Origin of the sequence: Enterobacter sp. Ap-867 (assembly GCF_011752855.1) — a bacterium.
GTDB lineage: Bacteria > Pseudomonadota > Gammaproteobacteria > Enterobacterales > Enterobacteriaceae > Cedecea.
In genome coordinates, this window is record NZ_VWWS01000013.1 from 1 (window position 1) to 14,701 (window position 14,701).

Annotated in this window: 16 protein-coding genes and 1 riboswitch; of the genes, 10 read left to right on the plus strand and 6 right to left on the minus strand. The window is 56.0% G+C overall.

Features of this window, described 5'->3' with window-relative positions:
* Nucleotides 1-532 precede the first annotated feature (532 nt).
* Together purH and purD are read left to right on the plus strand one after the other, a co-directional pair.
* The gene (gene purH, locus F3J26_RS21925; protein ID WP_166995969.1) at nucleotides 533-2,122 is read left to right on the plus strand and encodes a bifunctional phosphoribosylaminoimidazolecarboxamide formyltransferase/IMP cyclohydrolase; all 1,590 of its coding nucleotides are present in this window, start codon (nucleotides 533-535) and stop codon (nucleotides 2,120-2,122) included.
* A gap of 18 nt (nucleotides 2,123-2,140) precedes the next feature.
* Entirely contained in the window at nucleotides 2,141-3,433 is a 1,293-nt protein-coding gene (purD, locus tag F3J26_RS21930) for a phosphoribosylamine--glycine ligase (protein WP_166995971.1), read from the plus strand.
* A gap of 46 nt (nucleotides 3,434-3,479) precedes the next feature.
* Here purD and F3J26_RS21935 read toward each other — a convergent pair whose 3' ends face one another.
* From F3J26_RS21935 to nudC, 6 genes are all read right to left on the minus strand, one after another.
* The gene (locus F3J26_RS21935; protein WP_166995973.1) at nucleotides 3,480-4,172 is read right to left on the minus strand and encodes a DUF1481 domain-containing protein; all 693 of its coding nucleotides are present in this window, start codon (nucleotides 4,170-4,172) and stop codon (nucleotides 3,480-3,482) included.
* A 14-nt stretch (nucleotides 4,173-4,186) separates the two neighbouring features.
* Nucleotides 4,187-4,459 carry a nucleoid-associated protein HU-alpha gene (hupA, locus tag F3J26_RS21940; protein WP_002884342.1) on the minus strand — a complete coding sequence of 91 codons (273 nt, stop codon included), beginning with the start codon at nucleotides 4,457-4,459 and terminating at the stop codon, nucleotides 4,187-4,189.
* Nucleotides 4,460-4,645: 186 nt separating this feature from the next.
* A complete protein-coding gene (locus tag F3J26_RS21945; RefSeq protein WP_008460165.1) occupies nucleotides 4,646-5,236 on the minus strand; it encodes a YjaG family protein in 591 nt (196 codons plus the stop codon).
* A gap of 43 nt (nucleotides 5,237-5,279) precedes the next feature.
* The gene (gene nfi / locus F3J26_RS21950) at nucleotides 5,280-5,951 is read right to left on the minus strand and encodes a deoxyribonuclease V (RefSeq protein WP_166995975.1); all 672 of its coding nucleotides are present in this window, start codon (nucleotides 5,949-5,951) and stop codon (nucleotides 5,280-5,282) included.
* Nucleotides 5,952-5,962: 11 nt separating this feature from the next.
* Nucleotides 5,963-7,030: a uroporphyrinogen decarboxylase gene (gene hemE / locus F3J26_RS21955; RefSeq protein WP_008460163.1), complete on the minus strand. Its 1,068-nt coding sequence runs from the start codon at nucleotides 7,028-7,030 to the stop codon at nucleotides 5,963-5,965.
* A gap of 35 nt (nucleotides 7,031-7,065) precedes the next feature.
* Complete coding sequence (gene nudC / locus F3J26_RS21960; RefSeq protein WP_008460162.1) at nucleotides 7,066-7,839, minus strand: NAD(+) diphosphatase; 774 nt, start codon at nucleotides 7,837-7,839, stop codon at nucleotides 7,066-7,068.
* 98 nt (nucleotides 7,840-7,937) lie between these two features.
* On the opposite strand from nudC, the gene F3J26_RS21965 reads away from it, so the two are divergent.
* The 8 genes from F3J26_RS21965 to F3J26_RS22000 all read left to right on the plus strand — a co-directional run bounded on the left by F3J26_RS21965 (nucleotide 7,938) and on the right by F3J26_RS22000 (nucleotide 14,699).
* A complete protein-coding gene (locus F3J26_RS21965) occupies nucleotides 7,938-8,441 on the plus strand; it encodes an Rsd/AlgQ family anti-sigma factor (RefSeq protein ID WP_008460161.1) in 504 nt (167 codons plus the stop codon).
* 50 nt (nucleotides 8,442-8,491) lie between these two features.
* Nucleotides 8,492-8,602, plus strand: a riboswitch (TPP riboswitch).
* 89 nt (nucleotides 8,603-8,691) lie between these two features.
* Nucleotides 8,692-10,593 carry a phosphomethylpyrimidine synthase ThiC gene (gene thiC, locus F3J26_RS21970; protein ID WP_166995977.1) on the plus strand — a complete coding sequence of 634 codons (1,902 nt, stop codon included), beginning with the start codon at nucleotides 8,692-8,694 and terminating at the stop codon, nucleotides 10,591-10,593.
* A complete protein-coding gene (gene thiE, locus F3J26_RS21975; RefSeq protein WP_008460159.1) occupies nucleotides 10,593-11,228 on the plus strand; it encodes a thiamine phosphate synthase in 636 nt (211 codons plus the stop codon). Before thiC ends, thiE begins: the two co-directional genes overlap by 1 nt.
* Nucleotides 11,221-11,976 (plus strand): HesA/MoeB/ThiF family protein, encoded by a 756-nt coding sequence (locus F3J26_RS21980; protein WP_166995979.1) that lies wholly within the window; start codon nucleotides 11,221-11,223, stop codon nucleotides 11,974-11,976. Before thiE ends, F3J26_RS21980 begins: the two co-directional genes overlap by 8 nt.
* Nucleotides 11,960-12,160 carry a sulfur carrier protein ThiS gene (gene thiS / locus F3J26_RS21985; RefSeq protein ID WP_166879763.1) on the plus strand — a complete coding sequence of 67 codons (201 nt, stop codon included), beginning with the start codon at nucleotides 11,960-11,962 and terminating at the stop codon, nucleotides 12,158-12,160. The genes F3J26_RS21980 and thiS overlap by 17 nt, the downstream gene beginning before the upstream one ends.
* Before the next feature lies 1 nt (nucleotide 12,161).
* Nucleotides 12,162-12,941, plus strand: coding sequence for a thiazole synthase (gene thiG, locus F3J26_RS21990; protein ID WP_205246604.1), 780 nt, complete (start codon nucleotides 12,162-12,164; stop codon nucleotides 12,939-12,941).
* Nucleotides 12,941-14,074: a 2-iminoacetate synthase ThiH gene (thiH, locus tag F3J26_RS21995; RefSeq protein ID WP_166995983.1), complete on the plus strand. Its 1,134-nt coding sequence runs from the start codon at nucleotides 12,941-12,943 to the stop codon at nucleotides 14,072-14,074. Before thiG ends, thiH begins: the two co-directional genes overlap by 1 nt.
* A 319-nt stretch (nucleotides 14,075-14,393) precedes the next feature.
* A complete protein-coding gene (locus F3J26_RS22000; protein ID WP_008460154.1) occupies nucleotides 14,394-14,699 on the plus strand; it encodes a PTS sugar transporter subunit IIB in 306 nt (101 codons plus the stop codon).
* The last annotated feature ends 2 nt before the right edge of the window (nucleotides 14,700-14,701 follow it).

Here is a 14,701-nt window from a genome sequence, read left to right on the forward strand (position 1 = left end):
TGCTGAGATATCAATCCTGCGAGTGCCCACACAGATTGTCTGATAAATTGTTAAAGAGCAGTGAGTCAGTCGCTTTCGCTTGCTAACTCGAGGTGGCGTATAATACGCTTTCCTCTTTCAGAGTCAATCCTTAATTTCAGGATTTTTCACTCTCATCGCCGCCGTTACTCTGTGATGTTGTTCACATGTTCCGTGTCGATGGAGGCGCATTATAGGGAGTTCTCCCGGCGCTGCAACACTAAAATGACAGAAAAATGACTGACTGCTGCATTCCACAGCAAAACCCAGCCTTATACCCTTTTGCACACAGACTTATCCACAATCCGGATTTGAACTTAAAATTCGCGAGCGCGACGCAAACGTTTTCGCTACAATGCACCGCGATAAAATGGACACCCCCGATGGGGGCGTTAGCTGAGTTTTCGTCTCTTCTTTTCCTCAATTTCCCTTTTCTGCGCCGCCAGAACTAAGGTGAAGACTAAAATTCAGCTAACGCTCTTCTATATGCGAACCAAAGCCAAGGGATAAAACCATGTCACAACGTCGTCCTGTACGCCGCGCACTGCTCAGTGTTTCTGACAAAGCCGGTATCGTCGAATTCGCTCAGGCCCTCTCCCAACGTGGAGTGGAGCTGCTGTCCACCGGCGGAACCGCCCGCCTGCTGGCAGAAGCAAACCTGCCGGTAACCGAAGTCTCCGACTACACCGGTTTCCCGGAGATGATGGACGGACGCGTCAAAACGCTACACCCGAAAGTTCACGGCGGCATTCTGGGCCGTCGCGGCCAGGACGATGCCATCATGGCGGAGCACGCCATCTCTCCTATTGATATGGTCGTCGTTAACCTTTATCCATTTGCCCAGACCGTTGCCCGCGAAGGCTGCTCTTTAGAAGATGCCGTTGAGAACATCGACATTGGCGGGCCAACCATGGTTCGCTCCGCAGCCAAGAACCATAAAGATGTGGCGATCGTAGTAAAGAGCAGCGACTACCAGGCGATCGTTGCCGAACTGGACGCCAACGAAGGATCCCTGACGCTGGAAACCCGTTTCGATCTGGCGATCAAAGCTTTCGAACACACTGCGGCCTACGACAGTATGATCGCTAACTACTTCGGTAGCCTGGTCCCGGCCTATCACGGCGAAAGCAAAGATCCTGCCGGGCGATTCCCACGCACGCTGAACCTGAACTTCATTAAGAAGCAGGATATGCGTTATGGCGAAAACAGCCACCAGCAGGCCGCCTTCTATATAGAAGAAGAAATCAAAGAAGCATCCGTGGCAACCGCGGCCCAGGTTCAGGGCAAAGCACTCTCCTATAACAACATCGCGGATACCGATGCGGCGCTGGAATGCGTGAAAGAGTTCGACGAACCAGCCTGCGTTATCGTTAAACACGCCAACCCTTGCGGCGTGGCCGTCAGCGGTTCCGTACTCGAAGCCTACAATCTGGCTTATAAAACCGATCCAACCTCTGCCTTCGGCGGCATCATCGCTTTCAACCGTGAGCTGGATGCAGAAACCGCACAGACCATTATTTCTCGCCAGTTCGTCGAGGTCATTATCGCCCCTTCCGCCAGCGAAGAAGCGCTGAAGATCACCGCGGCCAAACAGAACGTTCGCGTCCTGGTTTGCGGCCAGTGGCAGAAACGCACGGCTGGCCTCGATTTCAAACGCGTCAATGGCGGCCTACTGGTTCAGGATCGTGATTTGGGTATGGTGACAGCAGGCGATCTGCGCGTAGTCACTAAACGTCAGCCGACCGAGCAAGAACTGCATGACGCGCTGTTCTGCTGGAAAGTGGCGAAGTTCGTTAAATCCAACGCCATCGTTTATGCCCGTGACAATATGACCATCGGCATAGGCGCAGGCCAGATGAGCCGCGTCTATTCCGCAAAAATTGCCGGTATCAAAGCCAGCGATGAAGGCCTGGAAGTAAAAGGTTCTGCCATGGCTTCTGATGCTTTCTTCCCATTCCGCGATGGGATTGATGCCGCCGCCGAAGCTGGCGTGAGCTGTGTGATCCAGCCGGGCGGTTCCATTCGTGATGATGAAGTCATTGCCGCCGCCGACGAGCATGGGATCGCAATGATCTTCACCGATATGCGCCACTTCCGCCATTAATTACCGGAGCGTTTATAGATGAAAGTTTTAGTTATTGGTAACGGCGGGCGCGAGCACGCGCTGGCCTGGAAAGCGGCTCAGTCCCCTTTAGTACGTACTGTATTTGTTGCACCAGGTAACGCCGGTACCGCGCTGGAGCCAGCGCTGCAGAACGTTGCTATCAGCGCGACAGATATTCCAGCTTTGCTTAGCTTTGCGCAGAACGAAAACATCGCCTTAACCATCGTCGGTCCGGAAGCGCCGCTGGTGATTGGCGTGGTGGATGCCTTCCGCGCCGCTGGCCTGAAAATCTTCGGGCCTACCGAAGGGGCTGCACAGCTGGAAGGCTCGAAGGCTTTTACCAAAGACTTCCTGGCTCGCCACAATATCCCGACGGCGGAATACCAGAACTTTACCGAAGTTGAGCCTGCGCTGGCTTACCTGCGCGAGAAAGGCGCGCCGATCGTGATCAAGGCCGACGGCCTGGCCGCAGGGAAAGGCGTTATTGTGGCGATGACGCTGGAAGAAGCGGAAGCTGCCGTCAATGACATGCTGGCGGGGAACGCGTTTGGCGATGCAGGTCACCGTATTGTTATTGAAGAGTTCCTCGATGGCGAAGAAGCCAGCTTTATTGTGATGGTAGATGGCGAGCATGTTCTGCCGATGGCCACCAGCCAGGATCATAAACGCGTTGGCGACGGCGATACTGGCCCAAACACCGGCGGCATGGGTGCTTACTCTCCCGCTCCGGTTGTGACTGACGAAGTGCATCAGCGCACCATGGAACGCGTGATTTGGCCAACCGTGCGCGGTATGGCTGCCGAAGGGAATACCTACACGGGCTTCCTGTATGCCGGATTGATGATCGACAAGCAGGGTAATCCGAAGGTGATTGAGTTCAATTGCCGCTTCGGCGATCCAGAAACTCAGCCCATCATGCTGCGTATGCAGTCAGATCTGGTCGAGCTGTGCCTCGCTGCCTGTGATGGCAAGCTGGATGAGAAAGATTCTAAGTGGGACGAACGTCCGGCTCTAGGGATCGTGCTGGCGGCGGGCGGTTATCCGGCCGACTATCGTAACGGCGACGTTATCCATGGTCTGCCACTGGAAGAAGTGGCCGATGGCAAGGTGTTCCACGCCGGGACTAAGCTCAGCGAAGATGACCGAGTGCTCACCAACGGCGGGCGCGTGTTATGCGTGACTGCGTTGGGCGAAACGGTAGCCAAAGCGCAACAGCGCGCGCTGGAGCTGAAAAAAGAGATTCATTGGGAAGGCAGTTTCAGCCGCTCGGATATCGGTTATCGCGCCATTGCGCGTGAAAACGCGAAGTAATCCCGACAGTACACACTAAACCGCCCGCGTGGCGGTTTTTTTATACCTAGAAATCGCCAGGCTTAGGCTGCCAACTGCAGAAGTTCTGGTTCGCCACCAGCAGCAGCTGTGAACCTTCCGGGGCTTCCAGCCAGGCAACGCTGACGTCAAGGGAAGAGTTGCTCTGACGGCGCGCTATATGGCTCAGGGAGGCGCTATCAAGCTTTGGCGATAACGTTTCGCCTTCGCAGGTCGTTACCGTGCCGTTCTGGTGCCAGCGCCCCTGGCGCAGCACAACGTGGCCGATGCGCAGCGCTTCGCTAGTCTCACGAATACGATTGGCGTTGAACTGGTACAAAGCCACCTGATCGTTAGAAAGCTGCTGCTTCTGGCTATTCACTTCCCGCTGCATAAAGCTCAGCTCGCCGTGGTCGTCAAAGCGGACTTTGACATGCTCCGGCTGCTTACCCTGAATATTGAGTTCGATAAAGGTCAGTTTGTCGCCCTGCCAGCGGTATTCCCCGGTGGTGGTGGCGCCGTGCTGCCACGGGCTAAACGCGGTAAGGATATGGGTAGATTCATCGGCGTTGTCTTTTCGCCAGATGCGCACCACGCCCTGGTCGGCAACATAGCCGGTAGCGGTAAAAGGAGGGAGTTTGTTACTGCTGCATGCCGTGAGCACCAGAACACCCGCCAGCGCCAGCAGCGGACGCCAGACGGACAAAAGGGGCGTAAACGCCCCTCTGTTAAAACTGTTCACTGACACGCGTTAACTTACTTAACCGCGTCTTTCAGTGCTTTACCAGAAACAAATGCCGGCACGTTAGCAGCAGCAATTTTGATTTCTTTACCGGTCTGCGGGTTGCGGCCAGTGCGCTCAGCACGGTGGTTCACTTTGAAGGTACCGAAACCAACCAGTTGTACAGCATCACCTTCTTTCAGAGACTCAGTAATTGCAGCCAGAGTGGATTCCAGAGCAGCTTTAGCCTGTGCTTTAGACAGGTCAGCCTTGTCAGCAATTACATCAATCAGTTGAGTCTTGTTCATAAGTTATCCTTACAATGTGTTTATCGCTTGCTAAGCATCGAGTGCGACGGAAATGCCTAAAAAGCACTCTCCTGCATACACGCACCGATAGCCACTTTTATTCGCCCCACAAATGTAGACCAGACGGGGGGTTAATTGGAAGCCTCCAGGGAGGACAAATCAGACTGTATGTCACGTTTTACTGTCTTACTGCTGCAAATTTATACCGATATTACTGATGCCGGCCTCACGGAGGTCAGCACGAAGCCCTTTAATGAGCTCAATATCGCGTTCTTCGCAGTCCGCCAGCAGCCGGAAAATCTCCCACTGAATGTCCCATTCTTCTTCTACCGCCGGGTTTGCTCTCAACTCCTCGTCGGTCATTTCACGACCGGCCTGAGTCATTTCCAGCATCGCCACCGAAGTGATTGAACATTTACTGACTTCGATTGCGTGCTCCAGCGTTTCACCCGAGAGACGCGAGTGAATAAGCTCACTCAACGCCACGCACGCGTCAATCGCCGGATAGACACCGTAAATATCATAGTCGTCAGCCGCAGGAATTGCCTCTTCAAGTTTCTCTAACTGACTATCAAAGTTCACTTTGGCGTCTTTCACCGTTTGGGTTTCCCAAACCAGGTCCAGGATCTTGCGATAAAGCTGAGGATCGCCAAAGCCAGTTTGCTGGCAAAACATGGCGTAGTTCGGGTACATACGCTCGCACAAAGAAGCCATAAAAGTGACGTGCTGCCAGCTTTCCAGCTTCTCCAGGCGTAAATGAATAGGGTTCTGTAACATGACGATGTCTCAAAGACGGAAAATTAGCGGCAGTTTACCTGAATCACCTGCCGATTGCTTGCAGGCGCTTAAAAGCCGGGCGCCCGGAGGCAACGGCATCGGCCCAACGGGTTGGCTCCGGCAAACGGTAACCGGCCATGCAGCGCTCCACCCACTTTAATGCGCCGTCGAGGCTTATGCGGTGCCCGGTAGAAATAAACAAAGGATTACAGCGTTTTTTACTGCGCCAGACCCAGGCCAGCTGCTCGCCTTTGTCCATCAACGGCGCACGAGCGTCGGGCTCGTCCCCCAGCGGTTCAAACTTCCCGCACAGCCGCTTTTTCGCCACGCCAATCGTCGGCACATCCACCAGCAGCCCAAAATGGCTGGCAACCCCTAAACGACGGGGATGCGAGATGCCGTGTCCGTCCACAAACACCAAATCGGGCTTCTGCGAAAGCATACCCCACGCCTCAAGCAGCGCGGGATATTCGCGGAAGGATAAAAAGCCGGGGATATAAGGCATGGTGGTGGTAATTCTTGCCACCTGATATTCAACCAACTCAAGAGACGGGTAGCTCAACAAAACGATGGCCGCGCGGGTGACGTCTCCGCCTTGTTCAAACCCCACATCGGCCCCGGCGATCAACCGCGGCGGATCCTGCTCAAGGCGATCTTCGCGGATCACCTTTGAGGCCAGATTCAGCTGTTGCTCTCGCAGTATGGTGAGATCCATCTCTTGCTACCTTAAGCCTGGTGGTATTGCGCGGACAGGCGATGCACGGCTTCCACAAAGACGCCTGCATGCTCTGGTGGAACGTCCTGGTGAATGCCGTGCCCAAGGTTAAAGACGTGTCCTTCCCCCTGCCCGAAACCAGCCAGAATGGTGGCAACTTCTTCTTCGATACGTGCCGGCTGAGCGTACAGCATGGAAGGGTCCATGTTGCCCTGCAGCGCGACTTTATGGCCTACGCGACGACGTGCATCTGCAATGTCCGTTGTCCAGTCGAGGCCCAGTGCGTCGCAGCCGGTTTCCGCCATCGCTTCAAGCCACTGCCCGCCGCCTTTGGTGAACAGCGTCACCGGTACACGGCGGCCATCGTTTTCACGCAGCAGGCCATCGACAATTTTGTGCATGTAGTAGAGCGAGAATTCTTTGTAATCGCGCCCGCTCAGCACGCCACCCCAGGTGTCAAAGATCATTACCGACTGCGCGCCCGCACGAATTTGCGCATTCAGGTAGAGCGTCACGCTCTGCGCCAGCTTATCCAGCAGCAGGTGCAGCGCTTTCGGGTCGGCAAACATCATTTTCTTAATCACGGTGAAGGCTTTGCTGCTGCCGCCTTCCACCATATAAGTGGCCAGCGTCCACGGGCTGCCGGAGAAGCCAATCAGCGGTACTTCGCCCTTCAGTTCACGGCGAATGGTGCGCACCGCGTTCATCACGTATGCCAGCTCGCCTTCCGGATCGGGAATCGGCAGCTTTTGAACGTCGGCCAGGCTTTGAATCGGGGAGCTAAAGCGCGGGCCTTCCCCGGCTTCAAAGTACAGCCCAAGCCCCATCGCATCCGGGATGGTCAGAATGTCCGAAAAGAGGATCGCCGCATCCAGCGCGTAACGGCGCAATGGTTGCAAAGTGACTTCGCAGGCCAGCTCGGCGTTTTTGCATAGCGACATAAAGTCACCCGCCTGAGCGCGCGTCGCCTTATATTCCGGTAGATAACGCCCTGCCTGGCGCATCATCCACACAGGGGTGACATCTACCGGCAAGCGCTGCAGGGCGCGCAGGTAACGATCGTTCTTCAGTTCAGTCATGTTTACCTTTCCTTTAGCTGTATCGCCGCAGTCTATCATTCATAGTCCGCGCGACACAGGGCGACGGTATCTTCAATTAAGCGGCGTGCCACGGTGCCCGGCGGCGGTAACAGCGGCAGTTGGTCATAGCGATACCAGCCCGCATCCAGCAGCTCCTTCGGGTCAATCTTGATTTCACCGCTGTGATAATCCGCCATAAATGCGGTCATCAGCGACTGCGGGAACGGCCAGGGCTGGGAAGTCACGTAGCGCAGGTTTTTCACCTGAATACTGCTCTCTTCCATAACTTCGCGAGCCACCGCCTGCTCCAGCGTTTCGCCCACTTCGACAAACCCGGCCAGCACGGTGTAGACGCCGTTGCGGTGGCGCGTGTGCTGAGCCAGCAGGATATGATCGTCCTTACGAATAGCGACAATAATGCAGGGGGCAATTTGCGGGTAATAGCGTTCCCGGCAGTGCCCGCAGAGCATTGCCCATTCGCTTTTGCTGAAGTGCATTTCATGGCCGCAGTAACCGCAATACTTATGCGAGCGATAAAACTCTGCCAGTTGGACGCCGCGCCCGGCCAGCTGGAACAGGCCCACATCGCGATCCAGGAGCTGGCGCAGCGAGCCCATGTCCGAGCGGCGATTTTCGCGAATCAGCCAGACGGGCTCACCTTCCCACTCACCGATATCCAGGGCGCGGCTGCCTACGAGTTGAAATTCTTCCGCGCTGCCGTGAGGTAAGTCACCCTGCGGCAACCATATTTTTTGCTCATGGCTGACTATCCACCAACCATGATCTAAGTTTTGAATAACACGTTCCATAACCTGGTGCACATCCCCGTGTTCACTGATATAAACAATTAGTTTTTACTTTTTTGGGTTAGTTTGCGTTCAATCTTTTAACTCACGGAGTCTCAATCATGCTGAACCAGTTAGCCAATCTGACTGAGCGCGTTGGTGGTAGTAATGAGTTAGTTGACCATTGGCTGCAGGCCCGTAAGCACCTGTTGGTCGCCTATTACAACATGGTCGGGATCAAGCCTAACAAGGAATCGCACACCGCGCTCGACGAAAAAGCGTTAGACAATTTTTGCCACGGCCTGGTGGATTACCTCTCTTCCGGTCATTTCAGTATCTACGAACGAATCATCAGCAACCTGGAAGGCAGCAGCCCGCTGCTAAGCGCAGCCCAGCTCTACCCTCAACTGGAAGCTAACACCCAGCAAATCATGGATCTCTACGATTCCCATCTGGAAAATGCCATTGACCGCGACAGCTGGGTCGAGTTTCAGCAGGCGCTGTCGGAGATTGGCGAGTGCCTGGAGTCCCGCTTCACCCTTGAAGATAAACTAGTCCTCCTGGCTATTGATAACAACCTCGACGGCAGCGCCAGCGATCCTGCCGGGCTGGCAAGTCCAGCTTGAGTTGTTAGCTATTAACGAGTAATTTACAACTTTCCCACCGCAAGGTGGGATCATTCTTGTCGGAGTGCCGAGTGCGTTATGCACCGGCTGAGACCGTTAATTCGGGATCCGCGGAACCTGATCAGGTTAGAACCTGCGAAGGGAACAAGAGTAATTCTGTCTTTGGGTACACCCGTTCTCGGGCGGCCCATATCCATTACTCCTTCCGTTGTCCTGACAAGCCATATCCTGACTAAACCTGGAATGAGCTATGTCTACATCTGAAAAAAAACCTGGCCGCCGCGAACAGCGCGCCGCCGCCCAACACTTCATCAACACGCTTGAAGGCACCGCCTTCCCCAACTCCCGACGCATCTATCTGATCGGGTCACGTGAAGATATCCGCATCCCGATGCGCGAAATCCAACTCAGCCCAACGCTCACCGGCGGGAGCAAAGATGCCCCGCAATATCAGCCGAACGAGGCGGTTCCCGTCTACGATACCTCCGGCCCCTATGGCGATCCCGACATCGCCATAAACGTGTTAAACGGGCTAAATCCCCTACGCAGCGCCTGGATCGACGACCGCGGCGACAGCGAAACGCTGGGTGACCGCAGCTCCGCTTACACAAAAGCGCGTCTTGCCGACGACGGCCTGGACGAGTTGCGCTTTGAAACTCAGTCCAAACCTCGCCGGGCAATAGCCGGGCAATGCGTCACCCAGTTGCATTACGCCCGCAAAGGCCTTGTCACCCCGGAGATGGAATTCATCGCCATTCGCGAAAATATGGGGCGCGAGCGTATTCGTGATGCCGTCCTGCGCCACCAGCATCCCGGCGAAGGGTTTGGGGCCCGCCTGCCGGAAAACATCACGCCGGAGTTCGTCCGCGATGAAGTCGCCTTCGGGCGAGCGATTATTCCCGCCAATATCAACCACCCGGAATCAGAGCCGATGATTATCGGCCGCAATTTCCTGGTGAAGGTCAATGCCAATATCGGCAACTCGGCAGTCACGTCTTCTATTGAAGAGGAGGTGGAGAAGCTGGTGTGGGCCACTCGCTGGGGGGCAGACACGGTGATGGACCTCTCCACCGGCCGCTACATTCATGAAACGCGGGAATGGATCCTGCGCAACAGCCCGGTGCCCATCGGCACGGTGCCCATCTACCAGGCGCTGGAGAAGGCCAACGGTATCGCCGAAGACCTGAGCTGGGAGATGTTCCGCGATACGCTGCTGGAGCAGGCAGAGCAAGGCGTGGATTACTTCACCATTCATGCGGGCGTGCTGCTTCGCTACGTCCCGATGACCGCGCAGCGCCTGACCGGGATCGTGTCGCGCGGTGGATCGATTATGGCGAAGTGGTGCCTGTCCCATCATCAGGAAAACTTCCTGTATCAGCACTTCCGTGAAATCTGCGAAATTTGCGCCGCCTATGACGTTTCCCTTTCTCTGGGCGATGGCTTACGCCCGGGTTCCATTCAGGATGCCAACGACGAAGCGCAGTTTGCCGAACTGCATACGCTGGGCGAGCTGACCAAAATTGCCTGGGAGTACGACGTTCAGGTGATGATTGAAGGCCCGGGGCATGTGCCGATGCAGATGATTCGCCGCAACATGACCGAAGAACTGGAGCATTGTCACGAAGCGCCTTTCTATACCCTTGGCCCGCTCACAACCGACATCGCACCAGGCTATGACCACTTCACCTCCGGCATTGGCGCCGCCATGATCGGCTGGTTTGGCTGCGCGATGCTTTGCTACGTCACCCCGAAGGAGCACCTCGGCCTGCCGAACAAAGAGGATGTTAAGCAGGGACTAATTACCTACAAAATTGCCGCTCACGCCGCGGACCTGGCCAAAGGGCATCCCGGCGCACAAATACGCGACAACGCGATGTCCAAAGCACGCTTTGAATTCCGCTGGGAAGACCAATTCAACCTGGCGCTCGACCCCTTCACCGCTCGCGCTTACCACGATGAAACGTTGCCGCAGGAATCCGGCAAAGTCGCGCATTTCTGTTCCATGTGCGGCCCTAAGTTTTGCTCCATGAAAATCACCCAGGAAGTGCGCGATTACGCCGCAAAACAGGCGAGAGATGCTGGCATGGAAGATATGTCCCAGCACTTTCGCGCCCGGGGCGGCGAAATTTATCTCAGACAAGAGGAAGCATAATGTCCAGACTCACTTTCCCTGCCACCTCACGCCGACTGGGCCTTTATCCGGTCGTCGACAGCGTGGAATGGATCGAACGTCTCCTCGGGGCAGGCGTCAAGACCATCCAGCTCCGCATTAAAGACAAACGCGATGCAGACGTTGAAGCCGACGTCATCGCAGCCATTGCGCTGGGCGAACGCTACAACGCTCGCCTGTTCATTAACGATTACTGGCGACTGGCCATCCAACACGGTGCCTACGGCGTACACCTCGGCCAGGAAGATATGGATGTCGCCAACCTGGCGGCGATAAGCGAAGCCGGACTGCGTCTGGGGCTTTCAACCCACGACAACATGGAAATGGATCGCGCCTTAAGTGCAAACCCGTCCTACATCGCGCTGGGCCATGTCTTCCCTACCCAAACCAAGCAGATGCCCTCTTCCCCTCAAGGGCTGAATAAGCTGGCAGAACATATTCAGACGCTGGGTGATTACTCCACCGTCGCCATCGGCGGAATAAGCATCGATCGCGTACCTGCCGTCTTAGCCACCGGCGTGGGCAGCGTCGCCGTCGTCAGCGCCATTACACAGGCTCCCGACTGGCGCATCGCCACGGCGAAGCTACTCGACCTGGCGGGAACTGGCGATGAATGACGCGGATTTTATGCGCTATAGCCGCCAGCTACTGCTGGAAGACGTGGCGATTGAAGGGCAGGAAAAACTGCTGTCCAGCACGGCGCTGGTCGTCGGTCTGGGCGGCTTAGGTTCACCTGCCGCGCTGTATCTCGCCGCCGCTGGCGTAGGCAAGCTTATCGTCGCGGACGATGACAGGGTGCATATCAGCAATCTCCAGCGCCAGATCCTGTTCACCTCAGAAGATATTGAGCGCCCGAAATCTTCGGCGGCCCACCAGCATTTGCAGCGCCTTAACCCAGGCGTAAAAATTGTTTCGCTGACAGAGAGGCTGACGGGGGATTCTTTGACAGAAGCCGTGCACGAAGCCGACGTGGTGCTGGACTGTAGCGACAATATGGCAACCCGCCAGGCGGTTAACGCCGCCTGCGTGGCCGGGAATACGCCGCTTATCACCGCAAGCGCCGTCGGTTTTGGCGGCCAGATGATGGTCCTGACACCGCCCTGGGAGCATGGCTGCTACCGCTGCGTCTGGCCTGACGAGAGTGAACCTGAACGCAACTGCCGCACCTCCGGCGTCATCGGCCCGGTCGTGGGCGTGATGGGCACTCTTCAGGCGCTGGAGGCCATTAAATTACTTACCGGCATGACGCCTGCTGCTGGCGCTTTGCGCCTGTTTGACGCCCGGCAACATAGCTGGCGCACTCTGGCGATGCAAAAATCAGCCACCTGCCCAGTCTGCGGAGGTCGCGATGCGCATTCAGTTTAACGATGAATATCTGGAATGTACGGCCGGCCTGACGCTCGCAGCCCTTTTGGCCCAGCTTGATCAGGGCAAAGTTGGCGCGGCACTGGCCGTTAATCAAACTATCATCCCACGTGAACAGTGGAGCAATTATCTGCTGCGCGAGGGCGATACCATTCTGCTGTTTCAGGCAATTGCCGGGGGCTGACATGTTACAGATTGCCGATAAAACCTTTTCCTCCCGCCTGTTCACCGGCACCGGAAAATTCTCCTCCAGCCAGATGATGATCGACGCGATTCGTGCTTCTGGCTCACAGCTTGTTACCATGGCGATGAAACGCGTGGATTTACGTGGCCATAGTGATGACATTCTTCAGCCACTCCAGCAGGCGGGCGTGCATCTGCTGCCCAATACTTCCGGGGCGAAAACGGCAGAAGAAGCTATTTTTGCAGCCCAGCTTGCCCGCGAAGCGCTGGGAACAAACTGGGTTAAGCTGGAAATTCATCCTGATGCCCGCTATTTACTTCCTGACCCGATTGAAACGCTGAAGGCCGCCGAAACGCTGGTCAAACAAGGATTTGTGGTGCTGCCTTACTGCGGCGCCGACCCCGTGCTCTGCAAACGCCTCGAGGAAGCTGGCTGTGCGGCCGTGATGCCGCTCGGCGCGCCCATCGGCTCAAATCAGGGTCTGCAAACCCGCGCGCTGCTGGAAATCATCATTGAGCAATCCCGCGTGCCGGTTGTTGTCGATGCGGGGATCGGTGCCCCAAGCCATGCAGCCGAAGCGTTGGAAATGGGGGCTTCTGCCGTGCTGGTCAATACCGCCATAGCGGTCGCCCGTGACCCGGTACAAATGGCACAGGCGTTTCGCCTGGCCGTGGAAGCCGGAAGCCTTGCGGCACAGGCCGGGTTAGGATCTCGCCACCAGCAGGCTCAGGCTTCCAGCCCGCTGACCAGTTTCCTTCAGTTTAGCGAGGAGAATGCCTGATGGCAGAAACCTTTACCGACCGCTGGCGTCAGCTGGACTGGGACGATATCTCCCTCAAAATTAACGGTAAAACGGCGGCAGATGTCGAACGCGCGATTAACGCCGCCCGCCTGACGCGAGAAGACTTGATGGCTTTGCTCTCCCCTGCCGCCAGCCGTTACCTCGAGCCTCTTGCTCAGCGGGCGCAGCAGCTTACGCGTCAGCGCTTCGGCAACACGGTCAGTTTTTACGTGCCGCTCTATCTCTCTAACCTGTGCGCCAACGACTGTACTTACTGCGGCTTTTCCATGAGCAACAAGCTTAAGCGCAAAACGCTGGATGAAGCGGAGATTGAGCGGGAATGCGCGGCTATCCGTGCCCTGGGGTTCGAACACCTTTTGCTGGTGACCGGCGAGCACCAGACCAAAGTCGGCATGGATTATTTCCGCCAGCATCTGCCGGCTATCCGCAGCCGCTTTAGTTCACTGCACATGGAAGTCCAGCCGCTGGACGAGCATGAGTATGCCGAACTCAAAACCCTCGGGCTTGATGGCGTGATGGTGTACCAGGAAACCTATCACCCGGCGACCTACGCCCAGCACCACCTGAAAGGTAACAAGCAGGATTTCTTCTGGCGGCTGGAAACACCCGACAGGCTGGGCCGCGCGGGTATCGATAAAATCGGCCTTGGCGCGCTGATTGGGCTGTCGGGCAGCTGGCGCACCGACTGTTTTATGGTGGCCGAACACCTGCTCTGGCTACAGCAGCGCTACTGGCAAAGCCGATATTCTGTCTCCTTCCCGCGCCTGCGCCCGTGCACCGGCGGCGTAGAACCAGCATCAATCATGACTGAGCAACAGTTGGTGCAGACGATCTGTGCGTTCCGCCTGCTTGCGCCGGACGTGGAATTGTCGCTTTCTACCCGAGAATCACCGTGGTTCCGCGACCACGTGATCCCATTGGCGATTAACAACGTCAGCGCGTTTTCGAAAACACAGCCCGGCGGCTATGCCGATAATCACCCGGAACTTGAGCAGTTTGCCCCACACGATGGCCGAACGCCGCAGGAAGTTGCCGCCGCGCTCCGTCACTCAGGTTTGCAGCCGGTCTGGAAGGACTGGGATCATTTTCTGGGAAGAAACGCGCAATCCTGATGTAACACACGGCAATGGAAAGGATAAGTTTCGGTGTTTGCCGAAAGAACATCGATCGGTCGTTGTCGCTTCTCTGCCGTTCAAATACTGTCCTCCGGTCAGCGCAGATGACTGACCGGAGCGGCAGCAAACGCTTCCTCACGCCGCTCCGCCTTCACAACTGCCGTCTTGATTCTTCGAGAAAAAGCAAAAATGTAACCGGTTTCAGTTTTCTGTGGTTTCTTTTGTGATACCTGACACACAATCGGGTTAAAGCGGTTGTTGCCGCCCCCTCTGACGGATAAATATCTCTGTATCCTTCGGACATTGAGAGCGAACTATGAAAAATATCGTGTTGTGTTGTGCTGCAGGTATGTCGACCAGCATTCTGGTTCAACGTATGGTTGATGCCGCACAAAAGAAAGGCATCGAGGTCTCAATCAAGGCTGTGCCCGTGGCAGAGTTTAAAGAGAACATCGAACGCGCCGACATCGTTCTGCTTGGTCCGCAGGTAAAATATGAGCAGGCCAAACTTCAGGCCCTTGCCGATCCTCTGGGTAAAAAAGTCGCCGTTATCGACATGATGGATTACGGTTTGATGAAAGGCGACGTGGTGCTTGATAAAGCCCTGAAAATGATGGAGTAAGA

What these genes read in the sequence shown, in the direction of transcription:
- F3J26_RS21965 (WP_008460161.1), top strand. Translation starts at nt 7,938, where the DNA reads ATGCTGAACCAGTTAGCCAATCTGACTGAGCGCGTTGGTGGTAGTAAT.
- purD (WP_166995971.1), top strand. Translation starts at nt 2,141, where the DNA reads ATGAAAGTTTTAGTTATTGGTAACGGCGGGCGCGAGCACGCGCTGGCC.
- purH (WP_166995969.1), top strand. Translation starts at nt 533, where the DNA reads ATGTCACAACGTCGTCCTGTACGCCGCGCACTGCTCAGTGTTTCTGAC.
- F3J26_RS22000 (WP_008460154.1), top strand. Translation starts at nt 14,394, where the DNA reads ATGAAAAATATCGTGTTGTGTTGTGCTGCAGGTATGTCGACCAGCATT.
- F3J26_RS21945 (WP_008460165.1), bottom strand. Translation starts at nt 5,236, where the DNA reads ATGTTACAGAACCCTATTCATTTACGCCTGGAGAAGCTGGAAAGCTGG.
- hemE (WP_008460163.1), bottom strand. Translation starts at nt 7,030, where the DNA reads ATGACTGAACTGAAGAACGATCGTTACCTGCGCGCCCTGCAGCGCTTG.
- F3J26_RS21980 (WP_166995979.1), top strand. Translation starts at nt 11,221, where the DNA reads ATGAATGACGCGGATTTTATGCGCTATAGCCGCCAGCTACTGCTGGAA.
- thiS (WP_166879763.1), top strand. Translation starts at nt 11,960, where the DNA reads ATGCGCATTCAGTTTAACGATGAATATCTGGAATGTACGGCCGGCCTG.
- thiC (WP_166995977.1), top strand. Translation starts at nt 8,692, where the DNA reads ATGTCTACATCTGAAAAAAAACCTGGCCGCCGCGAACAGCGCGCCGCC.
- nfi (WP_166995975.1), bottom strand. Translation starts at nt 5,951, where the DNA reads ATGGATCTCACCATACTGCGAGAGCAACAGCTGAATCTGGCCTCAAAG.
- thiH (WP_166995983.1), top strand. Translation starts at nt 12,941, where the DNA reads ATGGCAGAAACCTTTACCGACCGCTGGCGTCAGCTGGACTGGGACGAT.
- nudC (WP_008460162.1), bottom strand. Translation starts at nt 7,839, where the DNA reads ATGGAACGTGTTATTCAAAACTTAGATCATGGTTGGTGGATAGTCAGC.
- hupA (WP_002884342.1), bottom strand. Translation starts at nt 4,459, where the DNA reads ATGAACAAGACTCAACTGATTGATGTAATTGCTGACAAGGCTGACCTG.
- thiG (WP_205246604.1), top strand. Translation starts at nt 12,162, where the DNA reads ATGTTACAGATTGCCGATAAAACCTTTTCCTCCCGCCTGTTCACCGGC.
- thiE (WP_008460159.1), top strand. Translation starts at nt 10,593, where the DNA reads ATGTCCAGACTCACTTTCCCTGCCACCTCACGCCGACTGGGCCTTTAT.